The following is a 16476-nucleotide window of genomic DNA, read 5'->3' as shown; positions in this document are numbered from 1 at the left end:
TCTCGCTGGCACTCTCCAGAATACAAAAGGGATAACGATGAATACTCAAGTATACGATTACATTATCATTGGCGCAGGATCTGCCGGAAATGTGCTCGCAACACGTCTGACTGAAGATAAAGATGTGTCTGTTTTATTATTGGAAGCCGGTGGCCCAGACTACCGTTTAGATTTCCGTACTCAAATGCCAGCTGCGTTGGCCTTTCCATTACAAGGTCGTCGCTATAACTGGGCTTATGAAACCGACCCTGAACCACACATGAACAATCGCCGTATGGAATGTGGTCGTGGTAAAGGTTTAGGTGGTTCTTCTCTCATTAACGGGATGTGCTACATCCGCGGTAATGCGATGGATCTGGACCAGTGGGCAACCATGAAAGGTCTGGAAGACTGGACTTATGCAGACTGCTTACCCTATTACAGAAAAGCTGAAACTCGCGACATTGGTGCCAATGATTATCACGGTGGTGATGGCCCTGTGTCAGTGGCAACGCCTAAAAATGGCAACAACGTACTGTTCCATGCAATGGTTGAAGCAGGCGTACAGGCGGGTTACCCACGTACCGATGACTTAAATGGCCATCAACAGGAAGGCTTCGGTCCAATGGATCGTACCGTAACACCAAATGGTCGTCGTTCAAGTACCGCGCGTGGTTATCTAGATCTGGCCAAAGGTCGTCCAAACTTAACCATCATTACGCATGCCACCACCAATCGCATCCTATTCAATCAAAAACAGGCTGTGGGCGTGGAATATATTATTGGTGCAGACAAAGCCAATATGAAACAGGCACAGGCCAAACGTGAAGTCTTACTTTGCGCAGGTGCGATTGCGTCACCACAAATCCTGCAACGTTCAGGGGTGGGTGAAAGTACCTTCCTGAAATCGATGGACATTGATGTAGTTCATGATTTGCCGGGTGTCGGTGAAAACCTGCAAGACCACTTGGAAATGTACTTGCAATATCAATGTAAGCAACCTGTTTCACTTTACCCTGCCCTGCAATGGTATAACCAGCCTGCGATTGGCGCTGAGTGGCTATTCAACGGTACTGGCGTTGGTGCGAGTAACCAGTTCGAAGCGGGTGGTTTTATCCGTAGTTCAGAAGAATTTGACTGGCCGAATATCCAGTACCACTTCTTGCCTGTCGCGATTAACTACAACGGCAGTAATGCGGTAAAAGAACACGGTTTCCAAGCCCATGTCGGTTCAATGCGTTCACCGTCACGCGGTCGTATCAAGTTGAAATCAAAGGATCCGTTTGAGCATCCAAGTATCCTGTTCAACTACATGTCAACTGAGCAAGACTGGCGTGAGTTCCGTGATGCGATCCGTATCACCCGTGAAATCATGGCACAGCCCGCACTCGATCCATATCGCGGTGAAGAAATCAGCCCGGGTAAACATATCCAGACTGATGCTGAACTAGATGAATTCGTCCGTACCCATGCAGAAACAGCATTCCATCCTTCATGTAGCTGCAAAATGGGTGAAGATGAGATGGCAGTTGTAGATGGTCAAGGTCGTGTTCACGGCGTACAAAGCTTGCGTGTGGTCGATGCCTCAATCATGCCATTGATCATTACTGGTAACCTGAATGCCACCACAATCATGATCGCAGAAAAAATTGCCGATCAGATCCGTGGTAAAAAATTGCCGCGTTCAGAAGCAGGTTATTACAAAGCGGGTACAACACCGGCACGCCAAGCGCCGTTACGTCCAATACAATAAGCATGAAATTCCTTTAGGGGATACCCGAGGCTTAGGCTTCGGGTTTCACTTCATTCAGGGAGAAATGATGAAAAAAACCTTATTCGTAATTGCACCTTTCGCTTTTTATTTTCAAAGCACTCACGCAACTGAACCCACCTCACCTTATTCTGCCAATATCACTACGGCCAGCCAATACGTTTCACGCGGTTTCCAGCAAACTTGGGGTAAACCTGCCTTACAGGGTGGACTGGACTACAATCATGACAGCGGTTTTTATGCAGGGACATGGGCATCGACTGTAAGCGATCACTTTATTCGTGATGCCTCTGTTGAATGGGATGTATATACGGGCTATAGCCGTACGATCGGGGATTTTACGGTCGGGACTAAAGTTGCCTATTACTATTATCCAGGCGCAAAAACCACGGCTGACACAGGCAACACCCGCTTTGACTATGGGGAAATCATCCCTGAAATCAGTTACGGTCCGTTAAGCGTTAAATATGCCATTACTTATACTCAAGACTATTTTGGCAATAATTCCGATACGCTAGGCATGGGAAATAACAAACATTCTCGCGGCTCAGGTTATCTGGATGTGAACTGGTATCAACCGATCACACAAGGCTGGTCTGTCAATGCCCATTATGGCAATCAACGCATCAAAAACTTTTCTGCTGCCAACTTTCAGGATGCCAGTTTTGCAGTAAACAAAGAATTGCCCTACAACCTGTCCAGCAGCCTGACCTATAGCAAAGCATGGGATAAAGACGGTTTTTATCAGCAATATAGTAATGGTAATCCAAACGCCAAAGTCTCGAATCCAATTGATTCAACAGTGACATTTTCGCTGACCAAAACCTTTTAAATAAGCAAATATCAATCAAGTTCCCGTAAAAAATCCGCTTTCAACGAAAGCGGATTTTTCTATTTCTGATATTAAGACTTGACCAATTCGATCATTGCCCCCGCACGTTTCGGATCAATTAGAATCTTGGCATGTTGTTCTGGATCACGTAAGGCATCAAAGGCATTGCTCACCCCTTCCAGCCCGACCACACCCGTGATCAATGGCGAACAATCCACTTTTCCTTCTGCAATCATATGCAGCGTGTCACGAAACTCAAGTGGTGTATAACCCAACACATATTGGATTTCCAGTTCCTTATTGATCGCCAATGCAGGTTCAATCTTATCGCTTTGCATGCACACCCCCACGCCTACAATACGGGAGAATAACGGCGCACCTTCCAGAATCTGCTGCATGATCCCAGCCACACCCACACATTCAAAAATCACGGGACGTTTTGGCAATACTCCAAGTTTATCTCCCACTCGCATGGCATTGACCCACGGTAATGAATAGGTTTGAACCTTATCAAAAAGCCCCATTCCCATATTAATGGCTTCAGAGACATTACCCAATAAGCCCAGCTCTTTCCAGTTGCTAAATGGAGACTGCTGTTTAGGATCAATCAAGATATCTGCACCACATTGTTCAGCCAGACAACGACGGTTGGGTGAAAAATCACTGGCAATCACGGTTTTAACGCCTGCCGCTTTCAGCATAATAATCACGCCCAAACCCACAGGACCACAACCGATCACGATGGCAGGTTCATTTTTCTTAATTCGGCTACGACGTACCGCATGTAAAGCCACAGCCATTGGCTCAGTTAATGCTGCACGATCCGCATCTAAACCATTCGGCACTGCAAACATCAAACTAGATTGCACCAGAACCTGCTCTGCATAGCCCCCTGAAGCAGTTGGCGACAAACCCGTCGGAACATAACCCTCTGGATCAACATTTAATAAAGGCATGGCACAAACCAAGGTATCCGCTTTCAATTTTCGACGTGTTTTAGGACCATAATCCAAGACTTTGCCACAAAATTCATGACCAAAAACCAGTTTATCGGAAGATTTTGCCACACCATTAAACCCAACTCGTGCTGCCAAATCATGCATGTGGTCACAGTGATGTTGCATATGCAAATCCGAACCGCAGATCCCGCAACGCACCACCTCAAGTAAGACCTGCCCTTTGGCTGGAATCAGTTCAAGCGAATCTTCAAGTTGCAGTTGAGCGTTATGACAGACCAGAGATTTCATAGGATATTCCTTTTTTGTTTTATTCCAGTTATTCACTTTTCAGCTTGTTCTGATGGGCTGAGGAAATAAGCAAACAACACTCTCCTTAATCCTGACAAGGATAATTGTCAAAACCTATGACCGAAATATAAATATCTTGAATAAATAAGGTCAGCTCCAACTTATATTGTAATTTCAGATGATTCTTTTGCTCAGAACAACACGCATAAGCACTGTTTCAATCATTTTCACAAAGCCTTAGAAAATTATATTCTTATTCAATTCCTATTCGAAATATCACCCCAAATAAAAAGAGCTAAGGCAAATACCTTAGCTCCCACAACTTAGCAATTACTTCCAAGCCTGCCGAATCATATCTACCGCTTTCTCTGCGATCATAATCGTAGGCGCATTGGTATTGCCATTGACCACCGTTGGCATAATAGACGCATCAATGACCCGCAGGCCTTCAACGCCATATACTTTAAGTTCAGGATCAACCACAGCCATATCATCTACGCCCATTTTACAACTACCAACGGGATGATAAACCGTATCGACACGTTGACGTAAAACCTCACGGATTTCATCATCCGTTTTTACATTGGCCGTGAACATATCTTCTTTGATTTTGTCTTGTAAAGCGGGTGCCTGCATCAATTTTTGCGTGACTTTATAACCATCTACCATATCTTGAAGATCCTGTTCATCTTCAAGGAATTTAAAGTCGATGAGTAATGGATCATCTACATGCTTACCGCTGAGTTTGACTGAACCACGTGCGCGTGGATTCAACAAACAGACGTGACATGAAATCCCGTGCCCCATATGCATGGTACGGGCATGGTTATCCACCACGGCGATCACAAAGTGTAATTGCAAGTTCGGTTTATCTAGCTCAGGGCGACTCTTTAAAAAGCCACCACACTCTGCATAGTTTGTTGTAAGCAGACCACGGCGATCTTTACGGTACAGTCCAATCTGCTTAAACAGATCCAGACTACCGCCCATTGAGACGCCAAAAGTGCCATCCATCAGCTTGGTTTTATAGGCAAAGATAAAGTCCGGATGGTCATGCAGGTTCTCACCCACTCCCGCAAGTTCTTTAACTACGGGAATACCATGCTTTTCCAGCTCCTGACGTGAGCCAATACCCGAAAGCATCAGGATATGCGGCGACTGGAATGCTCCTGCCGACAGCAACACTTCCTTGTTGGCTTGTACAATCGTGGTTTGACCTTTATGTTTATATTCCACCCCAACCGCACGACCATTTTCAATCACAATACGTGAAACCTTAGCTTGCGTAACCACATGCAAATTCGGACGTTTTCCTAAATAAGGGAATAAATAACCACGCGCAGCACTCCAGCGCTCACCCTTTTTCTGGGTGACCTGATAAACACCTAAACCTTCTTGTTCAGCCCCATTGAAATCATCATTGAGTGGATAACCCACCTGTTTTGCCGCTTCGATGAAAGTTTTCTGATAAGGGTTATCTGAAAATAACTCACTGACATTTAAGGGGCCATGCTGCCCATGATATTCATTATGGATACGTTCGTTATGCTCTGATTTTTTGAAATAAGGCAGCACCTCTTCATACGACCAGCCCGTATTGCCTAAGGCTGCCCAGTGATCATAGTCACTATGATGCCCGCGAACATAGACCATGGCATTAACCGCAGAGCTTCCACCCAAACATTTACCACGCGGTTGATAACCTTTACGGCCATTCAGGCCTTTTTGTGGAATCGTTTCAAAAGCCCAGTTATTAATTTTAGTGGGAATACTGATGACAGCGGCGGCAGGTGTATTCACAAGCCAGCTATTACCCTCTCCGCCCGCTTCTAATAAACATACCGAAATATTAGGATTCTCTGTTAATCGTCCAGCCAGCACCGAACCTGCTGAACCACCACCTATAATTACAAAATCAAAAGCTGTTTGTGTCATCTCTATACTCTGTTTTTTCTTTTTAAAAAGCGGCAATATTATGCCAAATCTGGCATTTCAATACTGTTATCGTTGTATAAACAAGTTAATACATAAAATGCAAGTTAACGTGATCTCGATCAAACCACAAGCGTAAAATCGCGCAAATCACATGAAGTAAATCGCCAGTATTCAAAATCAGGAAAAAGATTCTTTCTCCAGCTTTTTCTGTTTTAAGTGTTCCACATGCTGTCGGTCTGTTTTCCAAGAAGGCTCCAGCACTTCTTTTTCTATGCGATAACGAATTCTTTTTTGTTTCATCGGACTAATCACTTCTTGATTAAAACCTTTTATATAGTTTAACCATGATTTACCGCGACATACATTTTCAGGCATTTCTGTTTTAAATTCACTCCGTGCGGTAAATACAATAACCGAATGAATATATTCAGGTGCTACAACATCATTTAAAACCGTTTCCAGTACTTTGGTATGTTTATAGTTCTGATGCAAAGGGTTTTGAAACTTATAACTTTTTTTATAAATTTTCTGCGTCCACTGTTTTTGCCGTGCATTGCCAAAAATCCAGCCTGTATAATTTTTGGTTTCGATAATAAAAATCCCATAAGGGCTTATTAGAATATGATCAATTTGTGTGGTACCTTGTTCGTGATCTGGCAGCGTACAATTATTTAATAAGATATATTCCTCACCTAGGTTCTTAGTCACATCGGCTGAAACCTGCATCTCACCGACTTTACCTTTAAAATGCGGTGATTTTAAATAAGCAATCAAAATGAATAGAATAAACATTAGAATGAAATAGAAAAACATATCCCCGACCCCACTTATAATTTTTAAACATTTAACAAAATAATTTTAATAAGTTTTATAAATATCATATTTTAAGATAGGAAAAAATCCAGACGTAAAAAAACCGCTAAATTAGCGGTATTTTATCTCATCTTTAAGATGATGGTCGGAGCAGTAGGATTCGAACCTACGACCCCCTGGTCCCAAACCAGGTGCACTACCAGGCTGTGCTATGCTCCGAAATTGGGGTGAATGACGGGATTCGAACCCGCGACAACTGGAATCACAATCCAGGGCTCTACCAACTGAGCTACATCCACCATCAAAATTTAGTTCTATGTACCAAGCGACCAGATGGCGCGCCTGACAGGATTCGAACCTGTGACCATCCGCTTAGAAGGCGGATGCTCTATCCAACTGAGCTACAGGCGCATAACGATGATAATAATATCAAGCGATACTTCGCCGATCTTAAACTAATGTTTTACAACACTATTTTAAATGGTCGGAGCAGTAGGATTCGAACCTACGACCCCCTGGTCCCAAACCAGGTGCACTACCAGGCTGTGCTATGCTCCGATTTCTCAGCTTTTAGTGTATCGCACATCGTGCGGTACGGTGTGCATTCTAGGCGCGACGCTCTGGAACGTCAACACCTATTTTTCAAAAATATTAAAAATCCTTACCAAATGTATATTTAACAAGCATCTTGATGCTTTTTAACGCTTTAATGAGGCACTAAAGTTCAACATTCGATCTAAAGGCAATTTAGCGCGTTCCGCCAAAGCTGGATCAACGTGTATTTCTTGATCAGCATGCTGTAATACATGCAGAATTCCATCAAGTTCATTCATTGCCATCCAAGGACAATGCGCACATGAACGACAAGTTGCCCCCTCACCTGCGGTTGGCGCTTCAAATAATTCTTTATCTGGCACTGCTTGTTGCATTTTATAGAAAATACCACGGTCGGTTGCCACGATCATTTGCTTATGCGGTAAAGTCTGGGCCGCTTTGATCAGTTGCGAAGTGCTTCCCACAGCATCTGCAATATCCACCACCGATTCAGGTGACTCTGGATGCACCAAAACCGCTGCATCTGGATAAAGCGCTTTCATTTGCGTAATGCCACGGGCACGGAACTCTTCATGTACGATACACGCACCATCCCATAACAACATGTCAGCGCCGGTTTTTTTCTGGATATAGCGACCGAGATGCTGATCAGGCGCCCAAATAATTTTTTCACCTAAACTATCGAGATGTTCAATGATCTCAACCGCACAGCTTGAAGTCACCACCCAATCCGCACGTGCTTTCACTGCTGCTGAAGTATTGGCATAGACCACCACGGTATGATCAGGATGTTGATCACAGAATGCAGCGAACTCATCCACTGGACAGCCCAAGTCAAGTGAGCAAGTTGCTTCCAAAGTTGGCATTAATACCGTTTTCTCAGGTGATAAGATTTTTGAGGTCTCCCCCATAAACTTCACACCAGCCACCACCAATGTTGTCGCAGGATGATCACGACCAAAACGCGCCATTTCCAATGAGTCAGAAACACAACCACCTGTCAGTTCAGCAAGCTCTTGCACTTCTGGATCACAGTAATAGTGCGCCACAAGCACAGCATTGCGTTTTTTAAGTTCTGCTGCGATTTGAGCGAACTTTTCTTGTTTCACTTCTGGGCTAAGGCTATTGTCCTTTGGCTCACCCAAACGATCTAAATGCGCCTGCACAATATTTTTGGCTTCGTTCGCAATTAAATTCGCATCATTCATAAAACGTCTTCTCTATCCTGCGTGCTTGCATTACTGCAAACCTATAACGTGGGTGTCTGGGTGATTATTTGTTGAGAATCACACTGTCCACAAACCAGCTTATAAAAAAAGCCCCACTGTGGAGGCTTCATTATAACGCAAATTTATGAGCGATAATCGGCATTAATTTTTACATAGTCATAAGAAAAGTCACAGGTATAAACCGTGTCTTTTGCCGTACCACGACCAAGATCAATACGAATGGTAATTTCTTTTTCAGCCATCACCGCAGCGCCCGCTTCTTCGGTATAGTCTGGGTTTGCACCACCATCCAGACAGATTTGCACATCGCCCAACCAGACTTGAACCTTGCTACTATCTAGGTTTGGCACGCCCGCCTTACCAATGGCCATCACAATACGTCCCCAGTTTGGATCTGAAGCAAATAATGCGGTTTTAATGAGTGGTGACTCTGCAACACTATACGCCACATCACAACACTCTTGCGTATTTGCTCCACCCTCAACCTGAACCGTGATGAATTTGGTTGCACCTTCACCATCACGTACGATTAATTGCGCCAGACGATCCATGATACGTGCAAGCACGGCAAGAACGTGTTGATAACGCGCATCTTCCTGACGCTGGATTTCAGCGCCACCGGCCAAACCTGTAGCCACAAAGATACAAGAGTCATTGGTCGATGTATCACCATCAATCGTGATGCGGTTAAAGGAATGCTCAACCGTGGTTTGCAATAAACGCTGTACCAGTTCTTGGCTAATCGGTGCATCAGTTGCAACAAAGCTCAGCATAGTCGCCATATTCGGACGGATCATGCCCGCACCTTTACTGATGCCTGTCATGGTATAAGTCACGCCATCCAGTTCGAACTGCTCAGATGCGCCTTTCGGTGTGGTGTCCGTGGTCATGATGCCAGATGCCGCTTCAGCCCAACGATCTGCATTTAACTCATTTAATGCAGGCTGAATGCCTTGAACCAAGCGTTCAATCGGCAATTGTTCACCAATTACACCTGTTGAAAACGGTAAAATCTGGTTAGTTTGCACACCAGTTAATTCAGCTAACTTGGCACATGTGGTTTCTGCATTTTTATAACCAACTGTACCTGTTGCAGCATTGGCATTACCCGTATTGATGATCAGGTAACGTGGTGTATTTTCTGCTAAATGCTTTTTACTCAATTGAACCGGCGCAGCCGCAAAAGCGCTTTGGGTAAATACCCCAGCAACCTTTGATCCTTCAGCAAATTCAAAAATGACTAAATCTCGTCGATTTGGATAACGTACATACGCCTCAGTTGAGCCAATTTTTACACCCTGCACCACATGCATAAGTGGCATAGTTACGTCACCAACAGCCATTTTTAAACTTCCATTCAATTTGTTATGAAAAAGAAAATGAATCCATACCCTACATATGAGACTCGGAAAGGTCATCTACAACCTGCGTAGTATCTGTAATATCTCGTTTCTGCGATAGATAAAAAACAAATGCCACAAGTGAACAGGTTTTGTAGATGACAATGCCTTTGGTTACTTTGGGCGAAACCAAAGTAACTCGAACCGAAGGTTATTCCTATAATTGAATTACGCTAGACAAGATACCGTCTCGTCAGTAATTTATTTACAGTTCAAGTCATAAAATATGTTGATTCATATCTGCTTTGGTAGCTTATTCCAAAAAGAAATGAAAATCGAGTATTAACAATACAGATTATGAAATTTGGCTTTGCTCTAAATTGAGTAAAATCTGCTTCTTATCCAGACCACCCGCAAAACCCACCAACGCCCCACTCGAACCAATCACCCGATGACACGGCGCAATAATCGAAATCGGATTCTTGCCATTGGCAGCACCCACCGCACGCACTGCTTTTTCATTCCCCAACTGAACGGCAATCTCTTTATAACTGCGCGTTTCCCCATAAGGAATATTCAATAATGCTTGCCAAACCTGTTTCTGAAAGGCAGTTCCCTGAAAATCCAGAGGTAAATCAAATTGCTGACGTTGCCCTGCAAAATATTCTTCTAATTGTTGTTTCACTTTATGCAACATTGGATGCTGGCGATCTTCAACCAACTCGGCCAAACGAACCCGTTTATGATCTTCGTTATCCCACATCACCGCAACCAATGCCTGATCATGTGCAACCAGCTTTAATGCGCCAACAGGCGAATCCATATACATATAAACCAGTTGCATCATGTTCTCCTTAAACCATTAATTTGATGAGAGCTTCATCAACATCAAACCTGATACGATCAAAACCGCTGCAATCATCCGCATCGCAGTCATTGGTTCATTTAAGACCATGATCCCGACAATAAAAGATCCAATCGCACCAATCCCGGTCCAGATGGTATATGCCGTTCCTAGCGGAAGTGTACGCATTGACATCGACAGCAACACCACACTTAACACCATGAAAACAATCGTTATGATACTTGGCGTTAACTTGGTGAATCCTTCAGACAACTTCATCGAGTATGCCCAGATCACTTCAAAAATACCTGCCAAAACTAAAATTGCCCACGCCATTTTATTACGCTCAACTTTATCAAGGGTTGGGTCGTCCCAACGTGATTCTTTCGAGGGAGGTCGTCCTCCTAAGCCCAGCAGTGTACTGTAAAATAAACCATGATGTGCGGTGTTATGTATCAACTTAAATGAAATTTTGAGCCATGATCAGCGACTCATCCTATTTCTTTCGTAAGGCTTTTAACCATTGTTCGAAACGTTCAATAAGCTTGGATAAAAACTGTTGCAGCTGGTTCAAAGCAGTTTCATGTGAAGGGTTAAATTGACCTGCATGCGTCTTTTTCTTGGCTGTTGCAAGTTCCAAAGGTTCATAATGCGGCATGGTTTGTTGTAGCTCAGCACCCAGATTTAAGCGCATTAAAGCCACAGTAATAGCCTCAATTGGAACTTGATGATAAAGCGCCAAATGACGGGCATCGACATCAATGCAATGTTCAATGAGCAGTTCCGAAAAAGGAATGAGAGCTTGCCTTACCCGTTGTTGTTCTATATCACTCCTCATATCAGGAATATGATAAAAACTGACATACATGCTGCCATCAAGTGGAATCAGTTCAAGCTGAGAAGTAGATACGCGCTGCGGCTTTTCGCCCGACGAAGGAGCGTGAGTATTTTTATCTCTTATTGGATTGTCTTGTTGTTCTAAAGCCATTTATGCACCATGAATGACTCAAAAAAGATACTGTTAGTATAAACCAACAGTATCTTGAAAAAATGACATTTTAAACAAAATATCAAAACTTTAGCGTAAGTCCTGCACCATAGATCCAACCTGTTTCAGAATCAGTGGCTTCTTGCCAGTCAGTCGCCTTGCGCCCCTTGTTATAGCCATAAGCCACATCAATAAAAGGCATCACACGATTCTTCACAATTTCATATCGGGTTTTAATCCCCACTTCTGCATCGGCAAGCCCTGTTTTGGCAGCGTATTTGGATTCATCTCGCAGCACCCATTGCATTTCCAGATAAGGCTGCATAATCAGCTTTTGTGTGAGCAAGAAATCACGTTCTGTTTCTAGCACAAAGCGCCATTGCTGATCCTGTCCCGCATACAGATGTGCATCGGTTTCAAAGAAGTATTGAGCCATGCCATGTAAACCAATGACACCTTCAAACTGTTCCTTATCGACTTGCTGCTCAGCGTTATAACGGTAATTTATACCAGCTTGGACATCCCAAAAATCTGAAATATTATGGCTATACAGAGCCGCAATACGTTGCTCCGATTTTTCAGACTCAGCCTTAGTATAATCGGCATTGATAAACAATTTATTTTCATCACTACCCACCCAAGTTTTTAATTTAGACTTAAGCGTACCCTTGCCATCTTCATCCAGCAACCATGCGTTATCCAACTGAGTCGATTGATAGATTTGCCCACCATGTTCACGGGTATGGTCGTGCTGCCCATGTTCTGTTTCAGGCGGTTGCTGAACTGTTGTCTGATGTTGATGCTGTGAATGATCCATCGTAGATGAAGCAGCTACAGGCATATTCTGCTGGGAAGACATTTGCATTTGCATCATGGCGTCATGCCCTTCATGCGCATAAGCTAGTCCACTCAACGAAGAAACCATGCCACCGATTGCCAACAATTGTGTATATCGTTTCATTTTAGAAACTTGCTTAGTGATGTGCATGGCTCGCTCCTTGAGATGATTGAACAGGGGCTTGAACTGGAGTTTTTGAATCGTCTACATTGGCAACGATCAGCTTACTCATCATGCCTGCGCTCATGTGATATAACAGGTGACAATGGATTGCCCATTCTCCTAATTCATCCGCAGTCAACAAAGCTGTTACCGTCTTGCCAGGCGGTACAATCACTGTATGTTTATTTGGCATATCTTGCGGTGCCTGACCATTTTCCAGTTGCATAAACATGCCATGTAAATGCATCGGATGCGCCATCATACTGTCATTGACAAATTTCAGACGGATACGTTCACCATAACGCACAGTTAAAGGTTTAAAGTCAGGATCACTAAACTTCTTGCCATCAATGGTCCAGATATAACGTTCCATGGTTCCGCCCAGACGAATCACCACTTCACGTTCTGCTGGACGGCTATATTTTTCTGGCTGGGGTTGCAATGATTGCAGATCAGCATACGTTAGGGCTTTCTGACCTGCTGGGGTTGCTGCATTGGCCCAGCCCTGTACAGTATGCGCGCCTTCTTTTTCAGAAGAGTCCTTCATTTGATGTTGGCGATGCTCCATATTGCTCATGTTCATTTCTGCATGGGCACTATGATCCATTTGCGACATGTCCATATTTTCATGTGAACCATGATCCATGCCTGCATGTTGTTTAGAGGCATCGGCCTGTTTGTCCTGAGCAGTCTGATGTTGGCCATGATCCATCTTGCTCATGTTCATTTGCGTATGCGCGCTGTGATCCATGGCTGATTGCGAGGTTGTTACAGTCTTCGTTTTTTCCTGTGGCATCTGGTGCTGACTATGGTCCATTTCGCCCATTTTCATTTGACCATGCGAACCATGATCCATGCCCATGTCTTCCATGGTTAATAAGGCACGTGGACGTGCTTTGGGAATCTGAACCCTCGTCGGAGTGGTCACCATTTCATTCTGCAATGAGGCAATAGCAAAACCAGAACGATCAATCGACTCTGCTTCAATTTGATAATGTGCCTGTTTCGGTTCGACCAACACATCATAAGTTTCTGCCGTACCAATACGGAACTCATCTACAGGAATAGGCTTTACTGGCTGTCCATCGGCACTGATCACGGTCATTTTCAGGTTAGGTATACGTACATCAAAAAATGACATCGCCGATGCATTGATAAAACGCAAACGTACCTTTTCACCCGCCTTAAAAGCTCCAGTCCAGTTTTGTTGTGGCGTCTGCCCATTCACCAAAAAGGTATAACCCGTAACATCGGACAAGTCCGTTTTCAGCATGCGCATCTGGTTCCACATCGAGCGATCTTGCCAAGTTGCTTTCAACCCTTGTTGCTTGAACTGTTTCCAGACATCGCCAACTGTTTCACGCTGGTTCTGATAATACTCGGCTGATTTCTTCAGATTTGCCATGATCTTGTCACTTTCAGTTTCATGGAAATCAGACAACATCACCACATAATCACGTTCAGCTTTTTCATGTGCTGCGACAGGCTGCTTACCTTTTGGATAAATCACCAAAGGGCCATATAAACCATCCTGTTCCTGCCCCTTGCTGTGCGCGTGATACCAGTAAGTACCATTTTGGCGAACCTTAAAACGGTACTCAAAACTACCATTCGGCTTAATACCTTTGAAACCATTAAAGCCTGGCACACCATCCATGAGCCCGGGTAAAAGCAGACCATGCCAGTGTAAAGAAGTATCTTGATCTTTGAGCTGGTTATGAACATGAATGACAGCTTCATCCCCCTCCTCAAATTCAAGCAGCGGCGCAATAAATTTCCTATTCACGGTAATACGTTGTACGGGTTTACCTGTCACATTGACAGTGCCCTGATTAATATTGAGATGATATTCTTTAATTGCTGCCACACTATAAGGTGCGAACAATAAGCTTAGGCTAGCGACAACACCAGCATATATTTTTGAGCACATGATGATTTCCTAATCTGTTAACTTTAAAAATGCTCACTTCCCTTTTCACAAAGAGAAAGAGCCTGCAAAGACAGATCAGGTTCTAGGAGGGCGTAAAATTTCTTGCCAATAGCCAGCAAGATGCCGAGCTTGGTAGTCCGTATTGATATAAGTACTCAGCTCTAAAAATGGCGAAACGGAAAGGATTGGCGTATTTTGGTCTAAAGCGAAATTGATGCTTTGACAATGTGAAGTACTATTACAATCCTGACAATGCAGATGATCCTGCATTTGTTCATCATGACACTGACCGAGACTCATGCGATCTGCATGTGAGCTTTGCGCTGGATGATGTTGCATCATTTGCTGATCATGACATGATAAGGTTGAAACAGTAGATGAATGATGAGAGTGAACCTCTTGAACTGCTGCAACGGCCGCACTGCTTCCCCCAATGAAAAAGATCATCAGGAATACAAACCACAAATGTCTGTATTGCTTGCGAAATTGCACTAAAGGTTCCTTGTTTCCATCAATTCAGGTGATTGCATATGCCTAGCATAATTTCTTTCTGCTTTATGCACAATGATCTCACGGTTTAAATTCTTATCATTATATTCAACAACAGCATGATTTCGCTGTTTTCTTGGCCTATTCAAACCTCTAAGCCGGCTGCGCAAAAATAGTGCAAAATAAATAAGTTAGCGCATAAAAAAAGGACAAAAGATTGTCCTTTTTTCGTTTTTTTGCTGTGAATATAAACAACTGAAATCATTTTGTTTATTTTAACAACATCTTACCCACCTGCTTATCAACATGGTTATCCACCCAGTTATAAACAAAGTTATCCACAAGCTTATGTGAAAAATAGGATGAAAACACTAAACTTCTGTTGCACCGACTTGAGCCAGCTCTGCACGCATTTGATCAATCACCGCTTTATAGTCTGGTTGACCAAAAATTGCCGACCCAGCCACGAACATATCCGCACCCGCTTCTGCAATCTCACGAATATTTGCTGGGCCAACACCACCATCAACTTCTAAACGGATATCACGACCGCTGGCATCAATAATTTGACGCGCCTGACGCAATTTATCCAAAGTCATTGGGATGAATTTCTGGCCGCCAAAGCCTGGGTTTACGCTCATCAATAAAATCTGGTCGACTTTATCCAGCACATAATCAAGATAATGCAATGGTGTTGCTGGGTTAAATACTAAGCCTGCTTTTGCACCACCCGCCTTGATCAATTGTAAAGAACGGTCAATGTGATCCGTTGCTTCTGGATGGAAGGTAATAATTTCTGCACCCGCTTCAATAAAATCACCAATCATACGATCCACAGGTGAAACCATCAGATGCACATCGATAGGTGCTTTGATACCGTAATTTTTCAGTGCCTTACATACCCCTGCACCAAAAGTAAGGTTTGGTACATAGTGGTTATCCATCACATCAAAATGTACAACGTCTGCACCTGCAGCTAGAACTTTTTCTACCTCTTCACCTAAACGCGCAAAATCAGCAGATAAAATCGAAGGAGCAATCAAATAAGGCTTGGACATGGATGACCTGGCAAACTCTGAGAAAAATGATGAAACGATTATAACAAATTCAGCACACTTAGGGCTGTTACAAAGTCATTATTCAAGCATTGCAAACTTGCAACAACGCGTTGCATCTGGACTATTTTTATCTCGCCTGCGCTTTGCTATGTTAGTCAATGAAATTAGAGGAAGAAAAGCAACATGAATAGCAGCACAAATATCACGACGACTGAAGGAAAACGTATTAGTAAACGTTTGCTCAATCACTGGAAGCATAAGTTTGAAGTTGCAGAAACGGAAACAGAGACAAAAATCTTTATGCCTACTGCAACCGTCACCCTCACACCGCATGAACAGCATTTGGCGGTGCTGATTGAAAACCAGCAAGATGATGTCGCACATCTCGAACAAGTGGTGATCAATCATTTAAACCGTATGGCACAGCAGGAATTTGTGGCTGAATGGCAGCACAATTAAAAAGAAG

The 16476-nt window shown here is 43.5% G+C and carries 16 protein-coding genes and 4 tRNA genes; 4 read left to right on the top strand and 16 right to left on the bottom strand.

Going from position 1 to position 16476, the window contains the following annotated elements; translation table 11 throughout:
• Positions 1-37 precede the first annotated feature (37 nt).
• Together betA and IEV36_RS14205 are read left to right on the top strand one after the other, a co-directional pair.
• The gene (gene betA, locus IEV36_RS14210; protein WP_005256146.1) at positions 38-1732 is read left to right on the top strand and encodes a choline dehydrogenase; all 1695 of its coding nucleotides are present in this window, start codon (positions 38-40) and stop codon (positions 1730-1732) included.
• Between the two features lie 67 nt (positions 1733-1799).
• Complete coding sequence (locus IEV36_RS14205) at positions 1800-2582, top strand: TorF family putative porin (RefSeq protein ID WP_005256145.1); 783 nt, start codon at positions 1800-1802, stop codon at positions 2580-2582.
• Between the two features lie 71 nt (positions 2583-2653).
• Here the strand turns inward: IEV36_RS14205 and IEV36_RS14200 are convergent, their stop codons facing one another.
• The 16 genes from IEV36_RS14200 to rpe form a co-directional block, all read right to left on the bottom strand.
• Positions 2654-3829, bottom strand: a complete 1176-nt coding sequence (locus tag IEV36_RS14200; protein ID WP_005256144.1) for a zinc-binding dehydrogenase — start codon at positions 3827-3829, stop codon at positions 2654-2656.
• A gap of 330 nt (positions 3830-4159) precedes the next feature.
• Positions 4160-5764 (bottom strand): GMC family oxidoreductase, encoded by a 1605-nt coding sequence (locus tag IEV36_RS14195; protein WP_005256142.1) that lies wholly within the window; start codon positions 5762-5764, stop codon positions 4160-4162.
• Between the two features lie 177 nt (positions 5765-5941).
• Positions 5942-6577: a nuclease-related domain-containing protein gene (locus IEV36_RS14190; protein ID WP_005256140.1), complete on the bottom strand. Its 636-nt coding sequence runs from the start codon at positions 6575-6577 to the stop codon at positions 5942-5944.
• 142 nt (positions 6578-6719) lie between these two features.
• Positions 6720-6796 (bottom strand) — tRNA-Pro (locus tag IEV36_RS14185).
• Between the two features lie 4 nt (positions 6797-6800).
• Positions 6801-6876, bottom strand: a tRNA-His gene (locus IEV36_RS14180).
• A gap of 35 nt (positions 6877-6911) precedes the next feature.
• A tRNA-Arg gene (locus tag IEV36_RS14175) sits at positions 6912-6988 on the bottom strand.
• 70 nt (positions 6989-7058) lie between these two features.
• Positions 7059-7135, bottom strand: a tRNA-Pro gene (locus tag IEV36_RS14170).
• Between the two features lie 140 nt (positions 7136-7275).
• Positions 7276-8340 (bottom strand): quinolinate synthase NadA, encoded by a 1065-nt coding sequence (gene nadA / locus IEV36_RS14165; protein WP_004774940.1) that lies wholly within the window; start codon positions 8338-8340, stop codon positions 7276-7278.
• 143 nt (positions 8341-8483) lie between these two features.
• Positions 8484-9704, bottom strand: coding sequence for a bifunctional glutamate N-acetyltransferase/amino-acid acetyltransferase ArgJ (gene argJ, locus IEV36_RS14160; protein WP_005256137.1), 1221 nt, complete (start codon positions 9702-9704; stop codon positions 8484-8486).
• A 352-nt stretch (positions 9705-10056) separates the two neighbouring features.
• Positions 10057-10545, bottom strand: coding sequence for a methylated-DNA--[protein]-cysteine S-methyltransferase (locus IEV36_RS14155; RefSeq protein ID WP_005256136.1), 489 nt, complete (start codon positions 10543-10545; stop codon positions 10057-10059).
• Between the two features lie 18 nt (positions 10546-10563).
• Positions 10564-10881, bottom strand: coding sequence for a DMT family transporter (locus IEV36_RS14150; protein ID WP_004774947.1), 318 nt, complete (start codon positions 10879-10881; stop codon positions 10564-10566).
• Between the two features lie 160 nt (positions 10882-11041).
• On the bottom strand, positions 11042-11533 hold the full coding sequence (locus IEV36_RS14145) for a hypothetical protein (protein WP_005256134.1): 492 nt from the start codon (positions 11531-11533) through the stop codon (positions 11042-11044).
• A gap of 82 nt (positions 11534-11615) precedes the next feature.
• The gene (locus tag IEV36_RS14140; RefSeq protein WP_005256131.1) at positions 11616-12521 is read right to left on the bottom strand and encodes a copper resistance protein B; all 906 of its coding nucleotides are present in this window, start codon (positions 12519-12521) and stop codon (positions 11616-11618) included.
• A complete protein-coding gene (locus tag IEV36_RS18980; protein ID WP_005256129.1) occupies positions 12508-14463 on the bottom strand; it encodes a multicopper oxidase domain-containing protein in 1956 nt (651 codons plus the stop codon). The genes IEV36_RS14140 and IEV36_RS18980 overlap by 14 nt, the downstream gene beginning before the upstream one ends.
• Before the next feature lie 75 nt (positions 14464-14538).
• The gene (locus tag IEV36_RS14130) at positions 14539-14955 is read right to left on the bottom strand and encodes a hypothetical protein (protein ID WP_005256128.1); all 417 of its coding nucleotides are present in this window, start codon (positions 14953-14955) and stop codon (positions 14539-14541) included.
• A gap of 368 nt (positions 14956-15323) precedes the next feature.
• The gene (gene rpe, locus IEV36_RS14125; protein WP_004774957.1) at positions 15324-16010 is read right to left on the bottom strand and encodes a ribulose-phosphate 3-epimerase; all 687 of its coding nucleotides are present in this window, start codon (positions 16008-16010) and stop codon (positions 15324-15326) included.
• Here rpe and IEV36_RS14120 point away from each other — a divergent pair.
• Together IEV36_RS14120 and IEV36_RS14115 are read left to right on the top strand one after the other, a co-directional pair.
• Positions 16009-16197 carry a hypothetical protein gene (locus IEV36_RS14120; protein WP_032863842.1) on the top strand — a complete coding sequence of 63 codons (189 nt, stop codon included), beginning with the start codon at positions 16009-16011 and terminating at the stop codon, positions 16195-16197. The two genes, rpe and IEV36_RS14120, sit on opposite strands and share 2 nt — an antisense overlap.
• On the top strand, positions 16194-16469 hold the full coding sequence (locus tag IEV36_RS14115; RefSeq protein ID WP_004774958.1) for a DUF2218 domain-containing protein: 276 nt from the start codon (positions 16194-16196) through the stop codon (positions 16467-16469). Before IEV36_RS14120 ends, IEV36_RS14115 begins: the two co-directional genes overlap by 4 nt.
• The last annotated feature ends 7 nt before the right edge of the window (positions 16470-16476 follow it).

This window comes from Acinetobacter vivianii (assembly GCF_014635885.1).
Lineage (GTDB): Bacteria > Pseudomonadota > Gammaproteobacteria > Pseudomonadales > Moraxellaceae > Acinetobacter > Acinetobacter vivianii.
Note: the sequence above shows the minus strand (reverse complement) of the source record. Positions and strands in the feature narration are given on the sequence as shown.

Excerpts from the sequence above, each read along its gene's own strand:
- IEV36_RS14200 (WP_005256144.1), bottom strand. The coding sequence starts at position 3,829 with ATGAAATCTCTGGTCTGTCATAACGCTCAACTGCAACTTGAAGATTCG.
- betA (WP_005256146.1), top strand. The coding sequence starts at position 38 with ATGAATACTCAAGTATACGATTACATTATCATTGGCGCAGGATCTGCC.
- IEV36_RS14120 (WP_032863842.1), top strand. The coding sequence starts at position 16,009 with ATGGATGACCTGGCAAACTCTGAGAAAAATGATGAAACGATTATAACA.
- IEV36_RS14155 (WP_005256136.1), bottom strand. The coding sequence starts at position 10,545 with ATGCAACTGGTTTATATGTATATGGATTCGCCTGTTGGCGCATTAAAG.
- IEV36_RS14150 (WP_004774947.1), bottom strand. The coding sequence starts at position 10,881 with ATGGCGTGGGCAATTTTAGTTTTGGCAGGTATTTTTGAAGTGATCTGG.
- IEV36_RS14190 (WP_005256140.1), bottom strand. The coding sequence starts at position 6,577 with ATGTTTTTCTATTTCATTCTAATGTTTATTCTATTCATTTTGATTGCT.
- rpe (WP_004774957.1), bottom strand. The coding sequence starts at position 16,010 with ATGTCCAAGCCTTATTTGATTGCTCCTTCGATTTTATCTGCTGATTTT.
- IEV36_RS14205 (WP_005256145.1), top strand. The coding sequence starts at position 1,800 with ATGAAAAAAACCTTATTCGTAATTGCACCTTTCGCTTTTTATTTTCAA.
- nadA (WP_004774940.1), bottom strand. The coding sequence starts at position 8,340 with ATGAATGATGCGAATTTAATTGCGAACGAAGCCAAAAATATTGTGCAG.
- argJ (WP_005256137.1), bottom strand. The coding sequence starts at position 9,704 with ATGGCTGTTGGTGACGTAACTATGCCACTTATGCATGTGGTGCAGGGT.
- IEV36_RS14115 (WP_004774958.1), top strand. The coding sequence starts at position 16,194 with ATGAATAGCAGCACAAATATCACGACGACTGAAGGAAAACGTATTAGT.
- IEV36_RS14140 (WP_005256131.1), bottom strand. The coding sequence starts at position 12,521 with ATGCACATCACTAAGCAAGTTTCTAAAATGAAACGATATACACAATTG.
- IEV36_RS18980 (WP_005256129.1), bottom strand. The coding sequence starts at position 14,463 with ATGTGCTCAAAAATATATGCTGGTGTTGTCGCTAGCCTAAGCTTATTG.
- IEV36_RS14145 (WP_005256134.1), bottom strand. The coding sequence starts at position 11,533 with ATGGCTTTAGAACAACAAGACAATCCAATAAGAGATAAAAATACTCAC.
- IEV36_RS14195 (WP_005256142.1), bottom strand. The coding sequence starts at position 5,764 with ATGACACAAACAGCTTTTGATTTTGTAATTATAGGTGGTGGTTCAGCA.